This is a genomic window from Fictibacillus nanhaiensis (assembly GCF_042686385.1).
GTDB classification, from domain to species: Bacteria; Bacillota; Bacilli; order Bacillales; family Fictibacillaceae; genus Fictibacillus; species Fictibacillus nanhaiensis.
The window spans coordinates 1058358-1081530 of sequence record NZ_JBHUPF010000006.1; the positions used below are offsets into that span (position 1 = coordinate 1058358).

The window sequence follows — 23173 nt, forward strand, 5'->3', positions numbered from 1 at the left end:
AAAAAGTTAAAGTAGGTTACATCCGCTTTTAATGTGATACAATATCAATAATGTTTTTTAGGATGATTAGTAGGAGCTGAAAATAGTTGTCTCGATTACTTCGTGGAACATTGATCTTATCCGCTGCAACGTTTTTCTCAAAATTTATCGGATTGATCTTTGTCATTCCATTTACCAATCTAGTAGATGAACAAGGTATGGCTCTATACGGCTATGCTTATATTCCATATACCATATTACTTAGTATTTCCACAATGGGAGTGCCTCTTGCTGTTTCTAAATTTGTTTCTAAATATAATGCTTTAGGAGATTATGCAGCAGGGAGAAAATTACTGAAGTCGGGTCTCCTCGTTATGACACTGACTGGAACATTAGCTTTTGTCATACTGTATATGTTGGCGCCAATACTTGCTCATCAGATCATTGATGAAAAAGGTGGACAAGGCAACAGTATTGAAGATATTACATTAGTTATCCGAATGGTAAGTACGGCTCTGATCGTAGTACCTTCCATGAGTTTGATTCGAGGGTATTTCCAAGGCTTTCAATCTATGGGACCAACAGCGGTGTCGCAAGTCGTTGAACAGATCGTTCGTATTGTGTTCATTCTTGTTGGAAGTTATGTGGTTATCAATTTAATGAATGGTGAGATTACGACAGCCGTAGCGCTTTCTACATTTGCAGCTACTCTAGGTGCAATCGCTGGCTTGGCCGTTCTCATCTGGTATTGGATCAAAAGAAAACCGCATCTGGAAAAGATGTATAAAGAAAGTAAACCTGTTGCAGATATTTCATTAAAAGATATTTATAAGGAAACGATCAAGTATGCGATCCCTTTTGTAGCTGTCGGTCTAGCGATTCCGCTCTATCAGATGGTAGATCAGTTTACGATTGTGAACACACTTAAGAAAATGGATTATACGCTGAAAGAAGCGGAGTCTGTATTCGCTATCATCACACAGATCGCGCATAAGCTTGTTATGATTCCAGTATCATTAGCAACTGCTCTTGCACTAACCTTGATACCTGTCATAACGAAGTCGTTCACCCAAAACGATGATGAGATTCTTCATAAGCAGATCACGCAAACGTTTCAGATGGTGCTGTTCTTAACTGCACCAGCAGCGATCGGGCTAACGGTTCTTGCATACCCTGCATATGGTGCACTCTTTGGATTATCATCGATGGACACAGGTGGCTATTATCTTCAATGGTACGCGCCGACTGCATTATGGTTTGCGATGTTTACCGTTACGGCAGCGATCTTACAGGGACTTAACCAGCAACGTTATGCGTTTATCAGTCTATCAGCTGGTTTTTTAGCAAAGTTGATACTAAACAAACCTTTATTGTTAGTGTTTGGTGGGACCGGTTCTGTTATTGCGACAGACATCGGATATACCCTTTCAATTTTGTTCAATCTGTATATCATTAAAAAATACAGTGGTTTCTCATTTAAATGGGTATATCGAAGAACGGTTCTGATCACGTTATTTTGTGCAGCGATGGCTGTAACGGTTATGATCGTATCTTCACTTTTAGGAGAGTCAGAAACAAGGCTTGATACGATCATTAAATTAACGATCGGTATTCTCACTGGGGGAGCGGTGTATGTGTTCTTAAGTCACCGATCAGGCTTATTAAATATCATATTAGGTGATCGCATTCCTTTCTTGAAACGCAGAAAATAAGCATAAGAAAAAAAGAAGGCTGGTAAAAAGCCTTCTTTTTCTGCGGTATTCTTCATTTTTTGGCTTGATTCTGTTCATCATACCATTTTAGCTGATTACCAATGCTGTATCCTTCGAGCGGAACTTCAAATTGAAATCCAGCTCTTTCAAGGGCGGGCTGTAAAAATTCTCGGTATACCCATCCGCCGTGAATGTAAATCTTACATTGAGAAGGCTTGATGTTTTGTTCTAAGTCTTGTATGACATGATGGGCCCATTCCCGTTTTTCAGATGTCGTAAAATTTTTGATAGAAACATTATACGGTTCAATGTATTGGTCTTTCGTTACGAGTCCTTCTTTTGCACTAAAAAAGAAAAAATCATCATAATGGTTTTGTGCGTATTGAACAGACTTAACGAATAAGGGACTTATGTATAAATCTATAGCTGCAGAAGGGGTAGAAGCTTTTTTTCGTGCAGTTGCTAGAAGACCTATTTTCCTTTTCATTCCAATTCCTCCTATAGTACTAAATTACCCTGTTTCTTCAAAAATCAATCAATTTTTTACAATAATATAGGAAAAAATGATCATTAAATCAGGAGGTTTCATATGAGAATTGATAAATGGCTATCAAACACAGGCTATGGAAGTAGAAAAGAAGTGAAACAATTATTAAAATCAGGTGCTGTTACGTTGAACGGTGAGGTTGTTAAAGATGCTAAGACACAAGCAAATCCTGATCAGGACAACGTTATGGTTCATGGAGAAGAAGCAGTTTATAAGGAGTTTGTCTATCTTATGATGAACAAGCCTCAAGGAGTAATCTCAGCGACTGAAGACTCTAGGCATGAGACGGTAATCGATCTACTTTATATGGAAGATCAGAATTTCGAACCTTTTCCTGTAGGCAGACTAGACATCGATACAGAAGGATTGTTGATCTTGACAAATGATGGGCAGTTGTCACACTCATTGCTATCCCCAAAAAAACATGTACCAAAGACTTATTACGCAAAAATAAATGGATCGATTCCAGAAGATGCATTTGAAAGTTTTAAAGAGGGGGTCATCTTGGATGATGGGTATAAAACAAAACCTGCCTTCCTAAAAATATTGACAAATGATAACGATGAATCAGAGATCGAGTTAACCATCACTGAAGGAAAGTTTCATCAAGTAAAAAGAATGTTCGAGGCTATCGGTAGAAAGGTCATCTTCTTAAAACGAATTCAGATGGGACAATTAAGGCTTGATGAATCTCTTGAGTTAGGAATGTATCGAGAGCTTGCAGAAGAAGAACTATCCTTACTTTCTTTAAAAGGAGATGTTTTTGAATAATTTATAAGGGGTATCTTCCAATAAAAAGGAGTTGCATACCAATGAAATTATCTGCAGAAAAGTTAATGGGTGCTAAAGCTGAAAATCAGACGATTTCGACTGAAGAAACACAGCATAAAATCAACGATATTCTATTTAATAGGTACGATCACCGTTTATGTTATTTTACGTACACCGTTGACAACGGAATCAACCAACGTGAAGAGATTCCCTCAGATAAGCATATGGAAACAGTTGTTGCCGCCACTTCGGGTATTGGTACACAACATACTCCGTTCACAGGAAGCTCTCACCTTGCTGCTAATCAGAACTATGGAAAAGAAACCTTTTTTATCCCGTGGCATCAGGTGAAAGAATTTGATGAAGAGAAACTCGTGTTTTCTGGAAATGAACTACAAAGAGATGAACCTAAAGAATGTTATTCGTATATGTCCATAAAAGATTGGGATGTCATTGATCAGGATGGTGAAAAGATCGGAAAGATAAAAGATCTTATCATTGATACAGACCGTCAGCAAGTGATTGGCTTTTCTTTAGCAGAAGGATTTTGGAAGAACCTATTCGGTCAGGATGATAAATATATGCCTGTTTCCGGAACTCCAAATTGGGAGAGTCGCGAGTGGAATATTGAAAGAACACCTGATCTGCTCTTGAAAGACAATAAAGATGAACTTTAAATCTTCTTTTAAAACAAAAAAAGTCCCCGCTAATATTTTTAGCGGGGATTATTCATGTACATTTGCTTATCCAAAATATAATATGTTTTTAAGATACTTTTACTTTTTTGCCTGTTGTTTCCCACATACCGCGGGCAGGACTTGTTACTAAATTGTTATAAGAGAGGACGTTAAGATCTCTCTGAATGGTGCGCTGCGTAGTTCCAAATTCTTCAACTAGTTCTCGTGTTGTTACAGTACCTTTCTTGCGAATAAACAAATACAGGGCTTTCACACGATTCAACATTCTGTCAGTTGAAGGACTCAAAAAACCACTCCTTGTTATTTAGATAGTTGTTAACACACTATATGATACCAGTCTAAAGTTAATGAAATATGAATGTTGTATTACATTCTTTTTAATTCATAAGACCCATCCTTTTTTATAAAAAAAAGCGAAGAATCCATATTGGTTCTTCGCTGCGTCAGCCATTAGATGTGATAAAAACGTTCAAAAAGATGTCTGTGCGGCTAGGCAGCAAAACCTCATAACGAACATATGATCCTAAATATAAAGATATAGAGGAAAATTGTCAGTTAACCCAACACTACACCTCCTATTTGGCACCATTATACACTAAAATCTATATTTGTCAATATTCCATAGTTCCTGAGAAAGCGAAATCATCTAACCATTTACATGGGAATAAGGTACAATAATAGGGTTATTAAAAAAATACGTTAGGAGCGATGAGGTGTATATTTTACAAAAACTGATGAATAGACTTATCGTCTTAAATAAGTTTGGGATTTTTTCTTTCGCCTTTTTTATTGTCATTTTTTCGTCAGTCGTTATGCATCTTTTAGAGCCAAAGACATTCCCTAACTGGTTTGACGCCTTATGGTATGTTATGACCACTGTTACAACGGTAGGTTATGGCGATTACTATCCAGTGTCTACAGCAGGAAGAATCTATGCGATCTTCATCTTTTTGATCGGTATTGGTATTGCGGGTCTGGCTATTGGGAAACTGGTAGAAGCATTAGGAGCACATCGTAAACGAAAGGAGGAAGGAAGATTGACTTTTAAAGGTAAAAATCATTTCGTTATTATAGGGTGGTCTGAAAAGGCTAAATATGCTGTTAGTGAGATTATCGAAACACACCCTAAACTAGAAGTCGTGCTTATTGATAATCTACCTGTTACACCAATCACACACCAAAATGTTCACTATATTCAAGGAGATCCATCGATTGAAGAAACGCTCATGCAGGCAAATTTAAAAGAAGCAAAATCTGTACTGGTGTTCTCAGATGATTCGATCCATGATTCAGCACTTGCTGATGGAAAGACACTGTTGATCGTGACTTCTGTTGAACGTTTAACTCCTCATATACATAGTACGGTTGAGATTAAAAAAGAGGAGCATATAAAAAACTTTAGGCATGCTAAAGTAGATGAGTTCGTCTTAAGTCATGAAACAGTTTCACGTATGGCTGTACGATCTGCGTTTTCTAAAGGAATTACAGAGATCTATACACAGCTTCTTTCTCATAAAGAAGGAGAAAATTTATTTGAAGTTCGTAAAAGAGCGGAATGGGTAACATATAAAGATGCTTTTGACAGTTTGTTGCAACAAGGTGCTACACTAATAGCTGACGGCAACGATCTTTCAATAAACAAGAAATTAAACGAATCGATTCCTGATGATGCCCGCCTCTATATCATCTGTAGCAAAGATGTATACGAGTCAATCATATAACTGAGATGGGTATGATAAGCGAAGATAACTTAGAAAGGAAGTAAGTAATGAATCAGATCAATTGGAAAGAACAAGTTGAAATGAGAAAGAAACAGCTGTTGGATGATACGAAAGGGTTATTACGCATTCCTAGTTTACTTGATGAAGGAAACGCAAAAGAAGGAGCTCCCTTTGGCCCCGAGATAGCAAAAGCTTTATCTTATATGTTAGACCTTGGAAAAGACAGTGGAATGACCGTCAAAAATGTAGACGGATATGCAGGACACATCGAAATTGGAAACGGAGACGATATCGTAGGTGTCCTTTGCCATGTTGATGTTGTTCCTCCTGGTGATGGTTGGTCATTTGATCCTTTTGGAGCCGAAGTTAAAGACGGAAAAATTTTCGCGCGTGGCGCGATTGATGATAAAGGACCTACAATGGCAGCTTTTTATGGAATGAAGATTATCCAAGAATTGAAGCTGCCGTTATCCAAAAGGGTACGCATGATCATTGGTTGTGATGAAGAGAGCAACTGGCAATGTGTGAGACATTATTTTACGAAAGAAGAAATGCCGGCGATCGGATTTGCTCCTGATGCAGATTTCCCTATCATCTCTGCAGAAAAAGGAATCTTTGATGTGGAGTTTCGTCTCGAAAACGATCAAGGGGAAGAAGGAGATAACCTTCAATTACTTTCCTTTACATCGGGTCAACGTTTGAACATGGTTCCAGATTATGCTGAAGCCAAAATCCAAGGAACCGCTTTAGAGGAAATACAACGATCTTTTGAAGCATTCGGACAGAAATCTGAAGTAGAATACGGTGCTCAAATCGAAAATGATGTTCTAACCCTAAAAGTTAAAGGGAAATCAGCACACGGAAGTACACCTGAAATGGGTAAAAATGCTGGACTTACGTTAGGTGAATATTTGAACACTCTATCGTTCAATGGAAACGCCAAATCGTTTCTCAGGTTGTTGGACGAGCTTACGGGTGAGTATACAGGTGATAAACTAAAGATCGCTGCAGAAGATGAGGCAAGCGGTAAGCTAACAGTTAATGCTGGAATCCTGTCGTATAACGGTACAGAAGGGGCAAAAGTAGGATTGAATATACGCTATCCGGTGACACATGATAGCAAAAAAATCGAACATACATTATCAACAAGAGCGAAATCAGATAATTGGTCGATGAGAATCATCGAAAACAATCCACCAAATTATGTAGAAGAAAATCACCCATTGATTAAAACGCTTCAAAAAGTTTACGAAGACCAAACAGGCAAAAAAGGTGAATTGATGGCTATTGGTGGAGGAACTTATGCAAGGTCGTTGGAAACAGGAGTTGCTTTCGGTGCACTGTTCCCAGGAAGAGAAGATGTTGCTCACCAAAAAGATGAACATATGTTTGTAGAAGATTTACTTCTCGCTTCTTCCATATATGCACAAGCCATTTACGAGTTAGCTAAATAGCATTAGAGAGGGTACATCATGAATAAATCATTCGATCAAACCTCTTTCAGTCTAAAAGGCTTTTATCTATTAAGTTTTTTTGGCCTAGGGAGTTTGTTTCCGTTATTAGGTGTTTATTTTAAAGATTCAGTAGGTCTCAGTGGAACAGAGATCGGTACTTTAATGTCTATCAGTCCGGTCGTCATGATCTTTGCTCAGCCTCTATGGGGTGTAGTTACCGATTACTCGAGACGGCCAAGGGCTGTTTTAGTTCTTTCATTACTTCTAACAGCGAGCTTAGGATTTACCATCTATCTTTTTGAGTCTTATTTATGGTTGATCGGAATACTTATTGCTTTTTCGTTCATGCAGAGTGCCTTAGTTCCGGTCTCAGACAGCATTCTTATAAATTACGTACAAATAGAGAACAAGCAATACGGAAATTATAGGCTTTTTGGAGCAATTGGATTTGCTATAGCCGTATTTATAGCAGGAAGGCTTGCGGATTCTATAGGGACTCAAGTGATTTTCTATATGTTTACCTCTGTTCTTCTTCTTTGTATGTTCTTTGTTATTAAGATGCCAAAAGATAATCAATCGCTCCGAACAGATCTTAGAAAAGGGATTGGGCAATTAGTTAGGATGCCTTCATATCTCGTTTTTCTTTCTGCTACTTTCTTGGTGTTTGGTCCGATTTTTGCTAATAATTTTTATTTTGGCTTTTACATTCAAGAAGCAGGAGGGACTTTATTCGGGGTTGGACTTGCTTTCTTGATCGCAGCAGGAAGTGAAGCACCATTTATGAAGTTTGCAGGACTCACTATAAAAAGGTGGGGAATGATGCCTATTATGGTCTTTGCGGCGACTGTATCTGCTGTTCGATGGACCTTTTATTTCTTTGAGCCATCGTATCAAATCGTACTTATGACAACCGTTGTCCAAGGATTTTCAGTTGGTCTGTTTATCCCAGCAGCTATGGAATATGTGAGAACGTATACACCCGTTGAAGTACGAGCCACAGCTGTTTCCTTATATACAGCTGTAGGAAACGGTTTAGGCTCATGGTTTTGTACGTTTGTTGGTGGTGTGATCTTTGATACATACACCATCTTTTACACATATTTATTTTTTGGTGTGCTAACATTTATAGGACTGATTATGGTCTTAATCCTTACAAAGATGGAAGTGCAAGGTCGAATACTGATTCAACGATCTCTGTAAAATTCTAATTATAAAAAAGCATCCCAATACTTTGGGATGCTTTGTCTTTATTCAAATTGAAACAGATCACTGGATAAATAACGTTCTCCTGAATCACACGTCATACAGATTACAACTTCACCTTTTTTGCGCTTCTCCGCAATTTTTAAAGCCGCATACACAGCAGCTCCTGATGATGGACCGACCAAGATGCCTTCTTCGGATGCAAGACGTCTCGTGATCGTATATGCGTCCTCATCGTTCACTTGAACAATCTCATCATAAACCTGTTGATTTAAGATGGGTGGGATGAACCCAGGACTCGTTCCTACAAGCTTATGTTTCCCAGGCTTACCCCCGGAAAGAACAGGGGACCCTTTAGGTTCGACAACATGTACAGTTAAATCCGGGAAAAACGTTTTCAGCTGTTCACCCGTTCCCGTAATTGTTCCTCCTGTACCAGCAGGTGCGACAAAAGCGGTAAAGGGCTTGTTCAACTCTTCGATGGCTTCTTTAATCTCAATCGCTGTAGTTCCTCTGTGTGCATCGGGATTTGAAGGATTTTCAAACTGCATAGGCATATAGCTGTTTGGAATTTCTTCCGCAAGTTCTCGTGCCTTTTTAATCGCTCCAGGCATCTTTTCATCACCGGGAGTCAGTACTACTTTTGCTCCATACGCTTTTAATAGATTAATTCTTTCTTCTGTCATCGTATCAGGCATCACAATTATGGAAGAATAACCTCTAGCGGCCGCATTCATAGCGAGTCCGATCCCGGTATTTCCAGAAGTAGGTTCGATAATGGTAGAACCTTCTTTTAATAGCCCTTTTTGTTCTGCGTCAATTATCATATTATAAGCAGCACGGTCCTTCAGGCTTCGACTAGGATTGTAATACTCTAGTTTCACATATACATCGGCTCCCTCTTGATGAGGAAGGCGGTTTAACTTTACGATAGGTGTGTCACCGATTAAATCTGCGATATTCGTAACAACTCTCATAAATTGCACTCCTTTTTCTTGCTGTACCAATTATAACAAATAAATCACGTATGAAAAAAGCAGATGAATTCATCGATTCTTTGATAAAATAAATGAAGGTGTGTGAAAAAGATGCAAAGACATTATTTTTTGGCAGTCAAGCTTCCTGATGAGACGAAAACAAAGCTTGCAAACATCTGTAATACGTTAAAAGACGAACATCATTTTAAAACATGGGTACATCCTGATGACTATCACATCACTTTAGCTTTTCTAGGTGCTGCTTCATCAGAGAAGATTGAAACCCTTCATGAGTTACTTAACGAAAAAATGATGAGTAAAACAGAGAGCCCTTTTTCTCTATCAGTAAGCCACTTTGGTTTTTTCGGAAACGAACATCAACCAAGAATTTTTTGGGCAGGTGTTGAAGAAGAGCACTGTTTATATACTCTGCAAAAACAAGTGGCTTATGTATGTGAAAAGGTAGGTTTTCAACTCGAAAAAAGACCATACTCACCGCATATAACGCTTGCACGTAAACATATAGAGTCAGGTCATAATCCGGTAGATTCTAAAGCGTGGTGGAAACGATATGGGGAAAACATTCTATTTAAAGCAGATGAAGTGGTTCTCTATGAAACACATGTAGAGAAACAGCCGAAATACCATATCATACACTCTTATTCCATATAAAAAGAGAGAGGGGATCTGATGGCGCAGCTTGTAAAATTGCTTGATTATGTATCAAGATATGAAAACAACTTGTATCATTATCAATCATTATTTATGCGAATTAAAGAGAATCGATGGAAAGCATTTCAACAACAAAACCAAACAGATAATCGCAATCGCTTGTATCGAGAATTTCGCGAAAAATTATCTCATCATCAGATGAACTGGGCGACATCGACTGTAAAAGAAATCTCGAACTGGGATAAAAAATATTTGCACGATGAGATTCTAAAGGTACTCATTCAAGAAATTCCAGATAACTATTTTTTGTTCTATGAACCTGTCTTACAAGTAAAAAATACAGGGGTGGAACTAAATATCATTTTAGTTGGTCCTACTGAAGTGTGGATGATCGTCTGGATGAACGGAGAGGGCATTTGGCAAGAAGCTGATAACAAACGTTTTTGGAGCAACGTCGGACCTGAACAAAAAGGAACCATCTTGAGTCCTTTTATCAGGCTTGAACGTATGCAATCTTTATTACGTGAAGCTTGGGAACCCTATCAAAAACAGATGTCTTTAAAACCATGCATCGTTGCACCCCATGCATTCATAGATTTTACGAGTGACTGGAGAAAGGTAAGCTACATAGATAAACGTAATTTTAAAGAGTGGCATACACTTCTACAACAAAATCCAGCACCCATAAAAGGTCAGCAATTAAAGTTTGTGTCAGATCTTCTGAAATTAGGTGTGACCAACTCTCTATACAGAAAAGATCCGTTAACGAGTGAGTCTGAATCTTATTTTGAAGGTATTTGAGAGATTTTGTCGAATTACTTTTAAAAATAATAATCGAGGACGCACTGAATGAAAAAATATTTCTTCATCATCAACGCAAACAACACAAAAGCGATTCATACATTTGATCAATTAAAAAAGGCAATGGACGAGGAAAAGATAAGCTATAGAACGTTTTACACAGAGTTTAGCGGTCATGCTACTGAAATTGCGAAGAAGATTACATACATAAACAAAGAGGATATTAAAGCTGTTATAGCAGTAGGTGGAGACGGTACGATCCACGAGGTTTTAAACGGGATGAGAGATAACCCTAGTATCCCTTTAGGGTTTATATCAGGAGGCTCTGGTAACGATATTGTTCGGGTCTTAACAAAAGATGTTAAAGGGCTAAAGAAACAACTTCTCTATTTGAAGCGCAATCGAATGGCCAAGACTGATTCTGGTAACATTCAATTGATAGGAAGAAGCAATAAAATCCGTTCTTTTATTAGTGCGGTTGGTATTGGTTTAGATGGTGAAGTTGCAAAGTTTACAAATGAATCGACCTATAAAAAATATTTACATAAGCTTAAACTAGGATCACTTGCGTATGTTTTTACATTGTTTAAGGTTTTAAAGTTTTATGTACCTGATTCAATGAAGGTTAAAATCGATGGACAAGAACATGTGTTTAACGATGTCTGGCTTGTAGCAGTTGGTAACATGCCCTATTATGGAGGGGGTATGAAAATTTGTCCATCGGCTAAGTGTAACGATGGAATCCTAGATGTTTGCGTAGTACATGATCTTTCCCTTTTTAAGCTATTGTTGCTTTTTGTTTCTGTATTTTGGGGTGGCCACGTTAACGTTCAAGGAGTCTCACAGTTTAAAGGGAAAGAGATTGAGGTTACCACACGGCGCTCAGTAGCGATTCATGCTGATGGTGAATATAAAGGTACCACTCCGGTGTGTATTAACGTTCAACCGGGGTCAGTTTCAGTGAAGATATAAATTCATAAAATGAGTGGGGAATAAAAAATGAAATGGACAGATTTTTTTAATATTGCACTCTTCGCATTCCTTTGGGTGATGTTGATCGAAAAGAAGTCTGGTTTAAAGAAATGGATTTTAGATGTAACCAATGAACAGCTAATGATTGGCATTATAGTGCCGATCGTCTTTTATGCAGCGATCGTTATTGCAGGGAGAATAATGAAGAATAAGTATTTAAATGCAGAGTGAAGATAAATAGATTTTTTAGTTATCTTTGCCAAGCGTGTGAGGCTGCCTAAAGGAAATTTAATTTAGGAAGGGCCTCTTTTTTATATAAACGAATAACAAATTCATTTTACGTTCAATATGATGTAATAGCGATAAAAAGGGGTGAACTCAATGAAAGTTGATCATATTTCGATTTCTGCATATATTGATGATTTTTCTATGATAACGATTGTAGTGAATAAGCCCTTTCCGATCATTCCGTCACTTTCATTGGTAGATGATAAGAAGGTATCCCAGCCATTAACTATTGATAAACAAGAATATTATGATGAGGTAGTGATCTATAAATGCAGAACGAGAATACCGATTGACCTAAAAAACCGATATTGGGTTACTTTTAACGAATCAAGGATTCCTTTGATGATCGGTAGCATCGTGCGTACAGCAAAATTCGATAGCCTCTATTATGATGATACAAGTCTTGGAGCAATTTACACTCCTGAAAGTACAACGTTTAAAGTTTGGTCTCCTGTAGCCTTTGCAATGATAGTAAAGTATAAACCTCGACAATCTGACTCCTTTATAGAACAAAAAATGTCGCGGACTGAAAATGGTGTTTGGCAAGTTACGCTTGAAGGAGATCATCATCTTACAGAATATCTGTTTGTTGTAAACGTAAATCATGAATGGATTGAAACAACAGACCCATATGCTAAGTCTGTTACTGCAAATGGTATACATTCGGTGGTCATCCATCTTCCTGAAACAGATCCTGAAGGATGGAATCGATCAGAAAAAAAGATAAATCTTCGTTCAAAAACAGACAGTATTATTTACGAACTTCATGTTCGGGATTTAACGATTCATTCTGATAGTGGCGTCATGAATAAAGGGAAATATTTAGGATTAACAGAACGAGGAACAAAAACAACCAATGGGTTTCATACCGGATTGGATTACTTAAAAAGACTCGGAATCACTCATGTGCAATTGTTGCCCATTGCAGACTTTGGAAGCGTTGATGAGACAAAACCTGATTCAGGGTACAACTGGGGATATGATCCGGTTCATTTCTTTTCACCTGAAGGCTCGTATGCATCAGATCCTCATGATCCGATCTGTAGAATAAAAGAATTAAAAACATTGATTCACACTCTTCAACAAAATGGGCTCTCTGTTATATTAGATGTAGTTTACAACCATGTATATAAGAGAGAAGAATCACCATTTGAAAAGCTCGTTCCTGGCTATTACTTTCGTTACGATGAAGGCGGAAAACCGGTTAATGGAACGGGTGTAGGAAATGATACAGCATCGGAAAGGAAAATGATGCGCAAGTTCATCTTAGATGCGTTAACGTATTGGATGAGTGAATATAAAGTGGATGGGTTTCGATTCGACCTGATGGGGATTCATGATGTTGAAACGATGAACCTGGCAGCTGAAAAATTAAAATCTTTGAATCCTGGCGTATTCTTGCTCGGAGAAGGTTGGGACTTAAATACGAATTTAGAACCAGAGAAAAAAGCTACTCTATCATCTGCTAAGAAGTTGCCATCCTATTCTTTTTTTAATGATGCATTTCGGGATCATGTTAAAGGGAGTATCTTTCCTGATGGTCAGAGCGGGTTTATTAATGGTAATCAGGATGCCCGAATCAAAGGTCATATGAAGCAAGTGATGAGAGGTTATGCAGGTCAACATGATACCTTTTTAAAAGCTGAGCAAAGCATTAATTATTCAGAATGTCACGATAATCATACATTGTTTGATCTATTGTCAATTCGACATCCCTTTGAAGATGAATTCATGCGAAGAAAAAGACAACAGCTTGCTCTAGCGTTTACGCTCTTTGCACAAGGTGTTCCATTCATTCATGCGGGGCAAGAATGTTTTAGAACAAAGTATGGCGAGGAGAACAGTTATAATCTTCCAGACAGCATCAATGCGTTTGACTGGAAGCGATGTGAGTCTTTTTATAAAGAAGTTGATTATTTCAAACAGCTGATTAGAATAAGGAAAACACAGCCTCTCTTTCATGAAAGTTCAGCAGTGCTTTCGGAATGGAAACTACCAGAAGGCGGTCTAGGGTTTAATTTACACCTCCCGATTTCCGATATAAAAGAGAATGATTCCTATTGGAGTAATGCTTTATTGCTTTTTAACCAAACCACTAAACAGATTTTTATCCCTTTTGAAGAGAAGCGATGGATGATAGCGATAGAGGATGAAAAAACCAGTCATCGAGTACTAAATGAAGAACAGTATAGATTAGAACCTTTATCTTTTTCTTTGTTATATTCTGTATAGGATTGTAAAGAATGAAGAATCAAGTGCTTTTCTTGATTTTTTGTGTTAAAATAATGACTTCGCAGTAATTTAATTTGATACGGAAATGCTATTATTTTTTGAACGAACAACTAATAAAAAACGGATTTCTTAACTAGACAAGAAGGTGAACATTTTGGAACAGATTTTGGGAGAAGATTGGCAGGTTTCCCCTGCTGGCGGAGCAACGGGAGAAGCATATATAGCTGAATATGGGAACCAAAAACTGTTTTTAAAGCGTAATTCCTCTCCGTTTTTAGCTGTTCTTTCTGCAGAAGGAATTGTACCGAAACTTTTATGGACAAAAAGGTTAGGTAATGGAGATGTAATCACAGCTCAACAATGGCTAAACGGACGTGAACTGAAAGCAGCAGATATGAAAAGTGAGAATGTAGCAGAACTTCTGTCAAAAATCCACCGATCTCAAGAACTGCTTGGCATGATGAATCGCCTTGAGAAGAAAAGATTAACACCAGTTGACCTTTTAAACGATATACAATTGCAGATGCGTAAAGAAAAAGATTACTTAGAAATCATCAATGATTCCTTCGCTTATCTAATGGAGACCGCCTCTGAGGTTGAGGTCGATAATTTAGTCGTATGTCATTGTGATGTTAATCATAACAATTGGCTACTAAGTGAATCGGATGAATTATACTTAATCGACTGGGACGGGGCAATGATCGCTGATCCAGCTCTGGATTTGGGAATGCTTCTCTATAGTTATATCCCGTATGAGAAATGGGAAGAATGGCTCGAAATCTATGGAGAAACACTTAATGATGATTTAGAAAGAAGAATGCATTGGTATGTTTTGGCACAAACAATAAGTTCTTTTTTCTGGTATAAAGAGAAAGGACAGTCTAAAGAGACTGCCCATTTTGCAGAAAGTATTAAGAAACTTGCGGGTTCCATCTAACTCTGACAAGATATATGATCATCTGACACTATTTCCTAGGGAATAGTGTCTTAATATGGATGATGCGTTTGAATCGTGTTGATCCATGATTCTAAGTGTGGGCGATGATTCGTAATATGTTCTTCTAGATGCTGATGTGAAAACCCAGTATGGCTATATTCATTAATGTTGGACAAGATGTTTCGAACTTCTTCATGAACAGCACCGTTCTCCAATAAATGTGCAGCAAGACGTTCTAATTGAGCACATTCGGATGGTGAACCAGCACAATCGGTATAATGGTCTTGAAGAAGATCTCTAATAATATGCAATTGATCGTTGTGATTTAATGGCATTTTCGCTGCACATCCTTTCATTGCATAGCTTATGGATTCTGTTATAAAAATATCCTTCGTTCAAAACTTATATGAAAGTAAATAAACTCGTTTATAAAAGTGTGAAAAGTGGGGAGAAAATATGCGTCAACGATTTAAGCCTTGGGCTAAAGAAAAATTAATTGAAAACCCTAAATATGTTTCAGTTGAACCTGAAAAGATGAAAGGGAAGTGGCATACTTTTTTTGGCAATGATAACCCGATTCATATTGAAGTCGGAACAGGCAAAGGACAATTTATTAATGGGATGGGTAAACAAAATCCTTCAATAAATTATTTAGGTATGGAGCTTTATGATAGCATTATCATTACTGCGCTGGACCGTATTTTAGAAGACGAAAAACCAAACGTAAAACTGATTAGAGCAGATGCATCACACTTGCTGGATTACTTTGAGCCGGGTGAAATTGAGCGTGTTTACCTCAATTTTTCAGATCCTTGGCCAAAATCCAAGCATGCAAAAAGAAGATTAACACATGAAAGTTTTCTTAAGAGATATGAGACGGTATTAAAAAAGCCAGGTGAAATTCATTTCAAGACTGATAATCAAGGGTTGTTCGAATATTCACTTCATAGTATGTCTACCTATGGTATGTTTTTTAACCAAGTAAGTCTTGATCTTCATAAAAGTGATATGGAAGATAACATCATGACAGAATATGAAGAGAAATTCTCTGAAAAAGGATATCGAATTTACCGTATGGAAGCACAATTCCGTTCTTAAAGACCCAAGCATATGCTTGGGTTTTTTCTTTTCATCCGATCTCTGTTTCTTATGATACACTTGTAGGGAGCTCGAAATAGAAAGGAGAAAAAATATGGATCAGTGGAAAATCGGAACGAAGACCCTAACCTGGTTGGACGGCGGGGTTACACATATGGATGGTGGAGCTATGTTTGGAGTTGTTCCAAAGCCTTTGTGGGAAAGAAAATACCCTGTTAACGAGAAGAATCAGATCGAACTGAGAACAGAGCCTATTCTTGTTCAAGGGTATGAAGGAAAGAACATATTGATCGAGTCTGGAATCGGTTTTGGTAAATTAACAGAAAAACAAAAGAGAAATTATGGAGTAACAGAAGAGTCTTTTATTGAAAAGAGTTTAGAAAAAGAAGGTTTAACAACAGCTGATATTGATATCATTCTAATGACTCATATGCATTTTGATCATGCCTCTGGCTTAACGAGATGGGAAGATGATCAGTTAGTACCTGTTTTTGAAAACGCTGTTATTTACACTTCTGAAACAGAATGGAATGAGCTTAAGAATCCAAATATCAGATCTCAGAATACATATTGGAAAGAAAATTGGGAACCTATTCAAGAACAAGTAAAGACGTTTAAAGAAGAGATCGAGGTTATAAAAGGGATCAGAATGGTTCATACAGGTGGACACAGTGATGGCCATTCACTGATCGAACTAACAATAGAGAATGGTGAAAAAATTTATCACATCGGTGATATCATGCCTACTCACGCCCATCATAACCCATTGTGGGTGCTAGCTTATGATGATTATCCTATGACTTCTATCTTTCAAAAACAAAAATGGATTAAGCCTGACACATGGTATTTCTTCTATCATGATTGTATTTATCGTGCTGTTAAGTGGGATAAGAACGGTGAATGGCTAGAGAGAGTACCACGCTCACCAAAAATGTAGAAAAACCGTCACATATTTTCCATTTTCAAGTGAATGTCGAAATCGACAGTATATGTTAAAATATGAGAGGCATGTAATGATGAACTTTATTTATTTCTTAAACACTTAAGGGTGAAAAATGAGAGGGGATTTAAAATGAAAAAACAGTTAGTTGCCATTTTTACCGTTCTAGCACTGTTTTTGTCCATTGGTACTTTTGCATCTGCAGAGCAAGCTACAGATGAAATGAAAAAGACCATTGAAAAGGGAATTGAAAGTAAGCATAAGGATTTAAAAAAGGGTTCACTCACATTAACAGATATTGAAACGTATCCAAACCAAGATTCTAAATTAGATGCATCTGAAGTTACGGTTGCCATTGCTAACTACGATACAGTTAGAGATAACATCTTTTACTTCGATCACACAGAAGTTGTGTTCTATGATGCTGACAAAAATGAGCTTTTAGCTGAAGCTGCTGTAGCTAAAGCAAATTCTCAAATTAAAGATTACAAAAAAGCACATGAGTCTGATCTTGGAACACATATGGACTGGATCGTTGTAACGGCGTTATTATTCGTTTTGATCATCGTTCCATTATTCATCTTAACGGTTTGGGAAAAGCGTCAGTATCTTACTACGAAATTCAAGATCGACAACAACCTTTACGATCAAACTAAACTATATCGTTAATTTTATAAGAAAGCCCTTAGGAAAAGTGACCTAAGGGCTTTTTGATTTTACTTATATGTTTGTTTCTCTTCTAAAACGCTTCTATTCAAAAAGATTGTTGCTTGTCACTCCTTGTCATCTTTGAAAGTTGATTGGAGTGCAAAGCGAGCATTCAGAAACGGAAATCAACACTTTCACAAGCAACAAAGTCTAAGAAAACAGCCTTTATTTTTGAATAAGCTGCAGCAGACTTCCAGTTGAAGCATCTAATAAAAATTCGAAATGAGAAGCTTCTGTTCCAGGTGATGAGTTTGAAAAACCACCTTTATAAACAGAGTATGGGAGGCCATGCACGTTCTTTTCCTCTGCTTTAACCATGATCCAAGCTCCAGAGATTTTGTAATGCTCACTTGCTTTTTCTTTCAATTGTTTTAATGCTTTTTCGGGTGTGATGGTCTCTGTCTGCTTTTTTGTAACAACATAACCGATTGCAGCGCCTGTAAGGCCTGCTAGAATCAGGTTTCTCCAATTCATTCGTATTCCCACCTTATGTAAGTTCAATTTCAAATCATATAGGTTCTTCTTAACCAGTATAACAAAGAAAAGCCTTCTTTTTCTTGGGCTTTTTTGATAAGATACATTTGATAAAGATGGAGGGTTCGAAATTCCCACCCCTCTTAAAACAAAACTAGGGAGCGTGAAGAATGAACATTTACACTCTCTGCGTTTTTAGCAGAGTTTTTTTGTTTTCGTGCTCCACTCGAAAGGATGAACAGGAATGACTTATAAAATTCCGACAGATGTTCAAATACTTGGTCGTGATATTAAGAGCGAACAATTAAAGTACCATAATAAGAGAGTTGCTGTTTGCAAAGAGTTTACCTTTGATGCGGCTCATCATCTGCATTGCTATGATGGGAAATGCAAAAATCTCCACGGTCACACATACAAACTAGTGATCACGATGAGCGGTTTTGTGAATGCAATTGGCATTGCCGTTGACTTTGGAGAGATAAAAGAAATTTTCAAATCAGCAATTGACAGCAAATTAGATCATCAATATTTAAACGAAGTTCTTCCTCCGATGAATACGACCGCTGAGAATATGGTCGTTTGGATTTGGGAGCAAATTGATCTTGAACTTAACAATAGAGGACTAAGTGAACAAGGGCACAGGTTAGAAGAGCTTAAACTGTATGAGACACCTACTAGCTATGCTGTAATGAAAAGAGAATGGATGGTGGAAAGAGATGTTTGATCTGCCATCTAAAGACGTTTGGAAACACTGGAAAGTTCCTATGGTTGAGATCTTTGAAACGGTTGAAGGTGAAGGACTTCAAGCTGGGTATCCAACGGTTTTTGTACGTGTATTTCATTGCAATCTTCGCTGCTCGTGGTGTGATACAACATACAGTTATGCACCTGCCAAGCCAGAGTTTGAAGCAACGATAGAAGAGATCGTGAATACGATTAAGTCGTTTCGATCACAACGTATCTGTTTTACAGGGGGTGAGCCTTTAATTCATCGAGAAAAATCAGCTGCCTTGCTGCTAGCGATGGCTGACTTGGATCATATTGTAGATATCCACATTGAAACGAATGGTGCTATCGATATTCAGCCATTTGAGCAATTACGCAACTCTCACCATGATTTACAAAAAAAGATGAGATTCGTAATGGACTACAAGCTCCCAGCCTCTGGCGAGATGGACAGAATGCACATGGATAATTTCAAAGAGCTTCAGCACCAAGATGAGATCAAATTCGTTGTGGGCTCAGAGAACGATTTTGAGATAACGAAACAAGTAGTGTCTGAACATTATAGAAACGGTCAGATCTCTGTAAGTCCTGTATGGGAAAGCATGCCTCCGAGACGTCTTGTTGAACTCTTATTAGAGAATCCATTACCGAATGCAAAGCTCAGTCTTCAACTTCATAAAGTGATCTGGCATCCAGAAGAGAGAGGGGTTTAACCATGAACAAAAAAGCGGTTATTGTTTTAAGCGGAGGACTTGATAGCACAACTTGTATGGGGATCGCGAAAGCGGAAGGATATGACCTGTACCCGATTACTTTTCACTATGGACAACGTCATAATCGAGAAGTCGAACAAGCGATTGAAGTCGGTAAGTATTATGGTGTAACAGATCATAGAATTGTCGATCTTACCTTCTTAAAAGATATTGGTGGAAGTGCCCTAACCGATGAAAAGGTAGAAGTTCCAACTGAGGCAGAAGAAGGAATCCCTGTAACGTATGTACCTGCTAGAAACATGATTTTCTTATCACTCGCAAGCGCTTATGCTGAAGTAATCGGAGCTACCGCTGTTTATACAGGTGTTTCAGCAGTCGACTATAGCGGTTATCCAGATTGCCGTCCAGAATTCATTCAGAGTATGGAAGAGACAATCAACCTAGCAACAAAAGCAGGTGTAACAGGAAAAAACATCTCAGTTGAAACACCATTGATCTCTTTATCTAAAAAGGAGACGATTGAAAAAGGTCTTTCTCTTAAAGTACCGTATGATTTAACAACATCTTGCTACAATGGAAAAGAAGCTGCATGTGGGCAATGTGACAGCTGTGTATTACGTTTAAAAGGTTTTAAAGAAGCTGGAGCAGTTGATCCGATCGCTTACGAAATCTAGAACATTCATAGGTATAGAAAACCCCTTCTTATTAGGTGTACAATAAAAATGTACATGTGACTAATTTGAAGGGGTTGTTTTTATATGAATAAAGAAACACTCGACTTGTTTAAAACATTGACTGAATTGCCAGGGGCGCCAGGCTTTGAAAGAGATGTTCGTAAGTTTGTTCGTAAAGAGATCGAACCTGTATCAGATGAAATTATTCAAGATGGTCTTGGCAGCATCTTTGGTGTCAAAAAAGGGAATGGTCCAAAGATTATGGTAGCGGGGCACATGGATGAAGTTGGTTTCATGGTTACGAAGGTTACGAAAAACGGTATGCTAAAATTTCAAGAGTTGGGTGGCTGGTGGAGCCAAGTTCTATTAGCTCAACGTGTAAATATTTATACAGATAAAGGGGATGTTATTACTGGTATTATCGGCTCAACTCCACCTCATCTTCTTTCCGAAGATCAGCGTAACAGACCGATGGGTATTAAGAATATGTACATAGATATTGGTGCGGATAACGATCAAGAAGTTCATCATCTGGGTGTAAGACCGGGGCAGCAAATCGTTCCGATTTGCCCGTTTACTCCGATGGCTAATCCGAAGAAAATCATGGCAAAAGCATGGGATAATCGATATGGTGTCGGATTAGCGATCGAACTATTAAAAGAATTAAAGGATGAAACGTTGCCAAACGAATTGTATAGCGGTGCTACCGTTCAAGAAGAAGTTGGGCTGAGAGGTTCAAAAACAGCTGCGAACTTGATTAAACCTGATCTATTCTTCGCATTAGATGCAAGTCCAGCGAATGACATGATGGGGGATAAGAGTGAGTTCGGACAACTTGGAAAAGGTGCGTTGTTAAGAATTCTAGATAGAACGATGGTAACTCATCGTGGGATGAGAGAATACATCCTAGACACAGCTGAAACGCATAAAATTCCCTATCAATACTTCATCTCGCAAGGTGGTACAGATGCAGGAAGTGTACACATCTCTGGAAACGGCGTCCCTTCAGCTGTGATCGGGATCTGTTCACGATATATTCACACACATGCTTCTATGATACATGTAGATGATTATGCTGCTGCAAAAGAATTGCTTATCAAACTTGTTAAAACAGCAGACGAATCCACATTAAAAACAATCTTAGAAAATAGCTGAGGATGAACGCGGAATGATAATTGGAATCGGATCACATAACCCTGCAAAGATTAAAGCAGCTCAGCCTTTTAGTAAGTATTTTGAAGAAGCAGAACTCGTATCTTATTCTTCTGATTCATTAGTTTCTGCCCAGCCTTTTTCTGATGAAGAAACCAAGATTGGGGCTATCAACCGGGCAAAAGATTGTGTGAAGCAAGGGGCAGAGATCGGCATTGGCTTTGAAGGTGGAGTCATGGAGATGGAAGATGGCACGTATCTGTGCAACTGGGGAGCAGTCGCGGATCATGATGGGAACGTCTATTCAGCTGCAGGAGCTCGTATCTTGCTGCCGTCACTGATCGTAACAGGTCTTAAGCAGGGTAAGGAATTAGGCACATTGATGGGTGAATGGACAAAAGATCCTGAGATTAGAAAAAAAGATGGGGCGATTGGTGTTTTCACTAGCGGTATGCTGTCTCGGAGTGAGATGTTCTTGCATATTTCAACCATTCTTTTAGGGCAATACGTCTACAACGCGAAAAAATAGTACATGTGAGCGATGCCCTTGCAAAAGTATCTTTTAATATTACAGGTTGTTAGAAAGGTTTTTTATACCTTACCTAACAGCCTTTTTGTATGAATAAAAGTAATCAGGGAAAATTAGAAACAAAAACGTAAGGCGGATTCAACTTTGAATTTAAATATCAAAAGAGTGTGGATCGTTTTTGTTATCCTTATCACAATGTCTGTTGTGTGGGCCGTTTATCAAACGTCACCACCGGAAGGCACTGCGGAAAAGGTCTTTGTAATAAGGGAAAACAGTAACTTAAAGACGATATCCAATGATTTAAAAGATGAAGAATTTATTAAAAGTCCTTTTTTGTTTTCAGTTTATGCAACTGTTACAGGAAAGAAAAGCAAGATGGTCCGAGGAGAACACACGATCAAACAGGGAAAAGGATATAAAGAGATTCTTCAAGATCTATCTACATTAGAAAATGAAACAGAAGCTATAGAAGTGATCGTTCCAGAGGGACTGACTGTTTTAGAGATAGCCGATCGATTGAACAAGTCGGGAATTGTGAATAGAAAGCAATTTCTTCATGCAGCAAAATCGTGGGCTACGCTGACTGAGAAACAGCAAGAAGAATTAGGAGTAGATAAAGAAGTAAGAAAATCAAATACAAAGTTCGCTGTGGAAGGACTTCTTTTTCCAGACACCTATTATTTTGAAAAGAATATGAAAGCTGATGAAGTTATTCATCAAATGACGGAAAGACTTCTTCATGAAACATCAAGAATAACAATTAGAACGGATCAAACGCCTTATGAAATGCTTACATTAGCGTCTATTATCGAGAAAGAGGCTCTCTTGAATGAAGAGAAGCGAAAAATAGCTGGTGTTTTTGAGAATAGGTTAAAAGAAGGTAAGAAACTACAGTCATGCTCCACCGTTCAGTACTTACTTGAAAGACCAAAAGCAACGTTAAGAAGAAAAGACCTCAAAATCAAAAGTCCGTACAATACGTATCTTAACAAGGGGTTACCACCGGGACCCATCTCAAATCCCGATCTCCCCTCAATAAAAGCAGCAGCAAATCCAGAAAAGCATGATTATTATTACTTTGTTGCAAAACAGGATGGAACGTGGAGCCACTTTTTTTCGAAAACGTATAAAGAACATAGAAAGTACACGCAATTGAGTGGGAATTATTAAAACCCGGTGATTGTTCACCGGGTTT

The 23173-nt window shown here is 38.0% G+C and carries 26 protein-coding genes; 21 read left to right on the plus strand and 5 right to left on the minus strand.

The genetic code is table 11. The features are described from left to right. Positions 1-86 precede the first annotated feature (86 nt). Positions 87-1691 (plus strand): putative polysaccharide biosynthesis protein, encoded by a 1605-nt coding sequence (locus tag ACFS5O_RS08935; RefSeq protein WP_205727103.1) that lies wholly within the window; start codon positions 87-89, stop codon positions 1689-1691. A gap of 52 nt (positions 1692-1743) precedes the next feature. Here the strand turns inward: ACFS5O_RS08935 and ACFS5O_RS08940 are convergent, their stop codons facing one another. Then, complete coding sequence (locus ACFS5O_RS08940) at positions 1744-2178, minus strand: DUF6884 domain-containing protein (protein WP_205727102.1); 435 nt, start codon at positions 2176-2178, stop codon at positions 1744-1746. Positions 2179-2280: 102 nt separating this feature from the next. On the opposite strand from ACFS5O_RS08940, the gene ACFS5O_RS08945 reads away from it, so the two are divergent. Together ACFS5O_RS08945 and ACFS5O_RS08950 are read left to right on the plus strand one after the other, a co-directional pair. Continuing rightward, entirely contained in the window at positions 2281-3009 is a 729-nt protein-coding gene (locus ACFS5O_RS08945) for a pseudouridine synthase (protein ID WP_205727101.1), read from the plus strand. Positions 3010-3050: 41 nt separating this feature from the next. Beyond that, positions 3051-3686: a PRC-barrel domain-containing protein gene (locus ACFS5O_RS08950; protein WP_205727100.1), complete on the plus strand. Its 636-nt coding sequence runs from the start codon at positions 3051-3053 to the stop codon at positions 3684-3686. A gap of 88 nt (positions 3687-3774) precedes the next feature. On the opposite strand, the gene ACFS5O_RS08955 is transcribed toward ACFS5O_RS08950, so the two are convergent. After that, positions 3775-3993 carry a DeoR family transcriptional regulator gene (locus ACFS5O_RS08955; RefSeq protein WP_066243921.1) on the minus strand — a complete coding sequence of 73 codons (219 nt, stop codon included), beginning with the start codon at positions 3991-3993 and terminating at the stop codon, positions 3775-3777. 427 nt (positions 3994-4420) lie between these two features. Between ACFS5O_RS08955 and ACFS5O_RS08960 the strand changes: the two genes are divergently transcribed. From ACFS5O_RS08960 to ACFS5O_RS08970, 3 genes are read left to right on the plus strand one after another with little or no spacing between them, the layout of a single operon-like run. After that, positions 4421-5428 (plus strand): ion channel, encoded by a 1008-nt coding sequence (locus ACFS5O_RS08960; RefSeq protein WP_205727099.1) that lies wholly within the window; start codon positions 4421-4423, stop codon positions 5426-5428. A gap of 47 nt (positions 5429-5475) precedes the next feature. Continuing rightward, a complete protein-coding gene (gene pepV, locus ACFS5O_RS08965) occupies positions 5476-6882 on the plus strand; it encodes a dipeptidase PepV (RefSeq protein WP_205727098.1) in 1407 nt (468 codons plus the stop codon). An 18-nt stretch (positions 6883-6900) separates the two neighbouring features. Further along, positions 6901-8082 carry an MFS transporter gene (locus tag ACFS5O_RS08970; protein ID WP_205727097.1) on the plus strand — a complete coding sequence of 394 codons (1182 nt, stop codon included), beginning with the start codon at positions 6901-6903 and terminating at the stop codon, positions 8080-8082. 47 nt (positions 8083-8129) lie between these two features. On the opposite strand, the gene cysK is transcribed toward ACFS5O_RS08970, so the two are convergent. Further along, positions 8130-9062 (minus strand): cysteine synthase A, encoded by a 933-nt coding sequence (gene cysK, locus ACFS5O_RS08975; protein WP_205727096.1) that lies wholly within the window; start codon positions 9060-9062, stop codon positions 8130-8132. Between the two features lie 111 nt (positions 9063-9173). Here cysK and thpR point away from each other — a divergent pair, with 111 nt between their 5' ends. The 6 genes from thpR to ACFS5O_RS09005 all read left to right on the plus strand — a co-directional run bounded on the left by thpR (position 9174) and on the right by ACFS5O_RS09005 (position 14964). Continuing rightward, a complete protein-coding gene (gene thpR / locus ACFS5O_RS08980; protein ID WP_205727095.1) occupies positions 9174-9734 on the plus strand; it encodes an RNA 2',3'-cyclic phosphodiesterase in 561 nt (186 codons plus the stop codon). Between the two features lie 18 nt (positions 9735-9752). Next, entirely contained in the window at positions 9753-10535 is a 783-nt protein-coding gene (locus tag ACFS5O_RS08985) for a hypothetical protein (RefSeq protein ID WP_205727094.1), read from the plus strand. Between the two features lie 48 nt (positions 10536-10583). Further along, the gene (locus tag ACFS5O_RS08990; protein WP_205727093.1) at positions 10584-11507 is read left to right on the plus strand and encodes a diacylglycerol/lipid kinase family protein; all 924 of its coding nucleotides are present in this window, start codon (positions 10584-10586) and stop codon (positions 11505-11507) included. A gap of 27 nt (positions 11508-11534) precedes the next feature. After that, positions 11535-11738 carry a hypothetical protein gene (locus ACFS5O_RS08995; RefSeq protein WP_144698528.1) on the plus strand — a complete coding sequence of 68 codons (204 nt, stop codon included), beginning with the start codon at positions 11535-11537 and terminating at the stop codon, positions 11736-11738. Positions 11739-11888: 150 nt separating this feature from the next. Next, positions 11889-14027 (plus strand): type I pullulanase, encoded by a 2139-nt coding sequence (pulA, locus tag ACFS5O_RS09000; protein WP_205727092.1) that lies wholly within the window; start codon positions 11889-11891, stop codon positions 14025-14027. A gap of 154 nt (positions 14028-14181) precedes the next feature. Then, on the plus strand, positions 14182-14964 hold the full coding sequence (locus ACFS5O_RS09005) for a phosphotransferase family protein (protein ID WP_066396930.1): 783 nt from the start codon (positions 14182-14184) through the stop codon (positions 14962-14964). A 50-nt stretch (positions 14965-15014) separates the two neighbouring features. Here the strand turns inward: ACFS5O_RS09005 and ACFS5O_RS09010 are convergent, their stop codons facing one another. After that, positions 15015-15299 carry a YtzH-like family protein gene (locus ACFS5O_RS09010; protein WP_186320458.1) on the minus strand — a complete coding sequence of 95 codons (285 nt, stop codon included), beginning with the start codon at positions 15297-15299 and terminating at the stop codon, positions 15015-15017. Positions 15300-15420: 121 nt separating this feature from the next. Between ACFS5O_RS09010 and trmB the strand changes: the two genes are divergently transcribed. The 3 genes from trmB to ACFS5O_RS09025 all read left to right on the plus strand — a co-directional run bounded on the left by trmB (position 15421) and on the right by ACFS5O_RS09025 (position 17671). Continuing rightward, entirely contained in the window at positions 15421-16062 is a 642-nt protein-coding gene (gene trmB / locus ACFS5O_RS09015; RefSeq protein ID WP_205727091.1) for a tRNA (guanosine(46)-N7)-methyltransferase TrmB, read from the plus strand. Between the two features lie 94 nt (positions 16063-16156). Continuing rightward, complete coding sequence (locus ACFS5O_RS09020) at positions 16157-16999, plus strand: YtnP family quorum-quenching lactonase (RefSeq protein ID WP_205727090.1); 843 nt, start codon at positions 16157-16159, stop codon at positions 16997-16999. 135 nt (positions 17000-17134) lie between these two features. Continuing rightward, complete coding sequence (locus tag ACFS5O_RS09025) at positions 17135-17671, plus strand: hypothetical protein (RefSeq protein ID WP_066396923.1); 537 nt, start codon at positions 17135-17137, stop codon at positions 17669-17671. 204 nt (positions 17672-17875) lie between these two features. Here the strand turns inward: ACFS5O_RS09025 and ACFS5O_RS09030 are convergent, their stop codons facing one another. Beyond that, the gene (locus ACFS5O_RS09030; protein WP_205727089.1) at positions 17876-18184 is read right to left on the minus strand and encodes a PepSY domain-containing protein; all 309 of its coding nucleotides are present in this window, start codon (positions 18182-18184) and stop codon (positions 17876-17878) included. Between the two features lie 244 nt (positions 18185-18428). Here ACFS5O_RS09030 and queD point away from each other — a divergent pair, with 244 nt between their 5' ends. The 6 genes from queD to mltG all read left to right on the plus strand — a co-directional run bounded on the left by queD (position 18429) and on the right by mltG (position 23148). Further along, positions 18429-18908 carry a 6-carboxytetrahydropterin synthase QueD gene (gene queD / locus ACFS5O_RS09035; RefSeq protein WP_205727088.1) on the plus strand — a complete coding sequence of 160 codons (480 nt, stop codon included), beginning with the start codon at positions 18429-18431 and terminating at the stop codon, positions 18906-18908. After that, positions 18901-19623: a 7-carboxy-7-deazaguanine synthase QueE gene (locus ACFS5O_RS09040; protein WP_205727087.1), complete on the plus strand. Its 723-nt coding sequence runs from the start codon at positions 18901-18903 to the stop codon at positions 19621-19623. Before queD ends, ACFS5O_RS09040 begins: the two co-directional genes overlap by 8 nt. A 2-nt stretch (positions 19624-19625) precedes the next feature. Further along, positions 19626-20297 (plus strand): 7-cyano-7-deazaguanine synthase QueC, encoded by a 672-nt coding sequence (gene queC, locus ACFS5O_RS09045; RefSeq protein WP_205727086.1) that lies wholly within the window; start codon positions 19626-19628, stop codon positions 20295-20297. An 84-nt stretch (positions 20298-20381) separates the two neighbouring features. After that, complete coding sequence (locus ACFS5O_RS09050; RefSeq protein WP_205727085.1) at positions 20382-21452, plus strand: M42 family metallopeptidase; 1071 nt, start codon at positions 20382-20384, stop codon at positions 21450-21452. A 13-nt stretch (positions 21453-21465) separates the two neighbouring features. Next, positions 21466-21978, plus strand: coding sequence for a DUF84 family protein (locus tag ACFS5O_RS09055; RefSeq protein WP_205727084.1), 513 nt, complete (start codon positions 21466-21468; stop codon positions 21976-21978). Positions 21979-22122: 144 nt separating this feature from the next. Further along, positions 22123-23148 carry an endolytic transglycosylase MltG gene (gene mltG / locus ACFS5O_RS09060; RefSeq protein ID WP_205727083.1) on the plus strand — a complete coding sequence of 342 codons (1026 nt, stop codon included), beginning with the start codon at positions 22123-22125 and terminating at the stop codon, positions 23146-23148. Positions 23149-23173 lie beyond the last annotated feature (25 nt).

Coding starts and splice junctions, on each gene's coding strand:
- ACFS5O_RS08940 (WP_205727102.1), bottom strand. CDS start 2,178: ATGAAAAGGAAAATAGGTCTTCTAGCAACTGCACGAAAAAAAGCTTCT.
- ACFS5O_RS08945 (WP_205727101.1), top strand. CDS start 2,281: ATGAGAATTGATAAATGGCTATCAAACACAGGCTATGGAAGTAGAAAA.
- ACFS5O_RS08950 (WP_205727100.1), top strand. CDS start 3,051: ATGAAATTATCTGCAGAAAAGTTAATGGGTGCTAAAGCTGAAAATCAG.
- pepV (WP_205727098.1), top strand. CDS start 5,476: ATGAATCAGATCAATTGGAAAGAACAAGTTGAAATGAGAAAGAAACAG.
- ACFS5O_RS08970 (WP_205727097.1), top strand. CDS start 6,901: ATGAATAAATCATTCGATCAAACCTCTTTCAGTCTAAAAGGCTTTTAT.
- cysK (WP_205727096.1), bottom strand. CDS start 9,062: ATGAGAGTTGTTACGAATATCGCAGATTTAATCGGTGACACACCTATC.
- thpR (WP_205727095.1), top strand. CDS start 9,174: ATGCAAAGACATTATTTTTTGGCAGTCAAGCTTCCTGATGAGACGAAA.
- ACFS5O_RS08985 (WP_205727094.1), top strand. CDS start 9,753: ATGGCGCAGCTTGTAAAATTGCTTGATTATGTATCAAGATATGAAAAC.
- ACFS5O_RS08990 (WP_205727093.1), top strand. CDS start 10,584: ATGAAAAAATATTTCTTCATCATCAACGCAAACAACACAAAAGCGATT.
- ACFS5O_RS08995 (WP_144698528.1), top strand. CDS start 11,535: ATGAAATGGACAGATTTTTTTAATATTGCACTCTTCGCATTCCTTTGG.
- pulA (WP_205727092.1), top strand. CDS start 11,889: ATGAAAGTTGATCATATTTCGATTTCTGCATATATTGATGATTTTTCT.
- ACFS5O_RS09010 (WP_186320458.1), bottom strand. CDS start 15,299: ATGCCATTAAATCACAACGATCAATTGCATATTATTAGAGATCTTCTT.
- trmB (WP_205727091.1), top strand. CDS start 15,421: ATGCGTCAACGATTTAAGCCTTGGGCTAAAGAAAAATTAATTGAAAAC.
- ACFS5O_RS09020 (WP_205727090.1), top strand. CDS start 16,157: ATGGATCAGTGGAAAATCGGAACGAAGACCCTAACCTGGTTGGACGGC.
- ACFS5O_RS09025 (WP_066396923.1), top strand. CDS start 17,135: ATGAAAAAACAGTTAGTTGCCATTTTTACCGTTCTAGCACTGTTTTTG.
- ACFS5O_RS09030 (WP_205727089.1), bottom strand. CDS start 18,184: ATGAATTGGAGAAACCTGATTCTAGCAGGCCTTACAGGCGCTGCAATC.
- queD (WP_205727088.1), top strand. CDS start 18,429: ATGACTTATAAAATTCCGACAGATGTTCAAATACTTGGTCGTGATATT.
- ACFS5O_RS09040 (WP_205727087.1), top strand. CDS start 18,901: ATGTTTGATCTGCCATCTAAAGACGTTTGGAAACACTGGAAAGTTCCT.
- queC (WP_205727086.1), top strand. CDS start 19,626: ATGAACAAAAAAGCGGTTATTGTTTTAAGCGGAGGACTTGATAGCACA.
- ACFS5O_RS09050 (WP_205727085.1), top strand. CDS start 20,382: ATGAATAAAGAAACACTCGACTTGTTTAAAACATTGACTGAATTGCCA.
- ACFS5O_RS09055 (WP_205727084.1), top strand. CDS start 21,466: ATGATAATTGGAATCGGATCACATAACCCTGCAAAGATTAAAGCAGCT.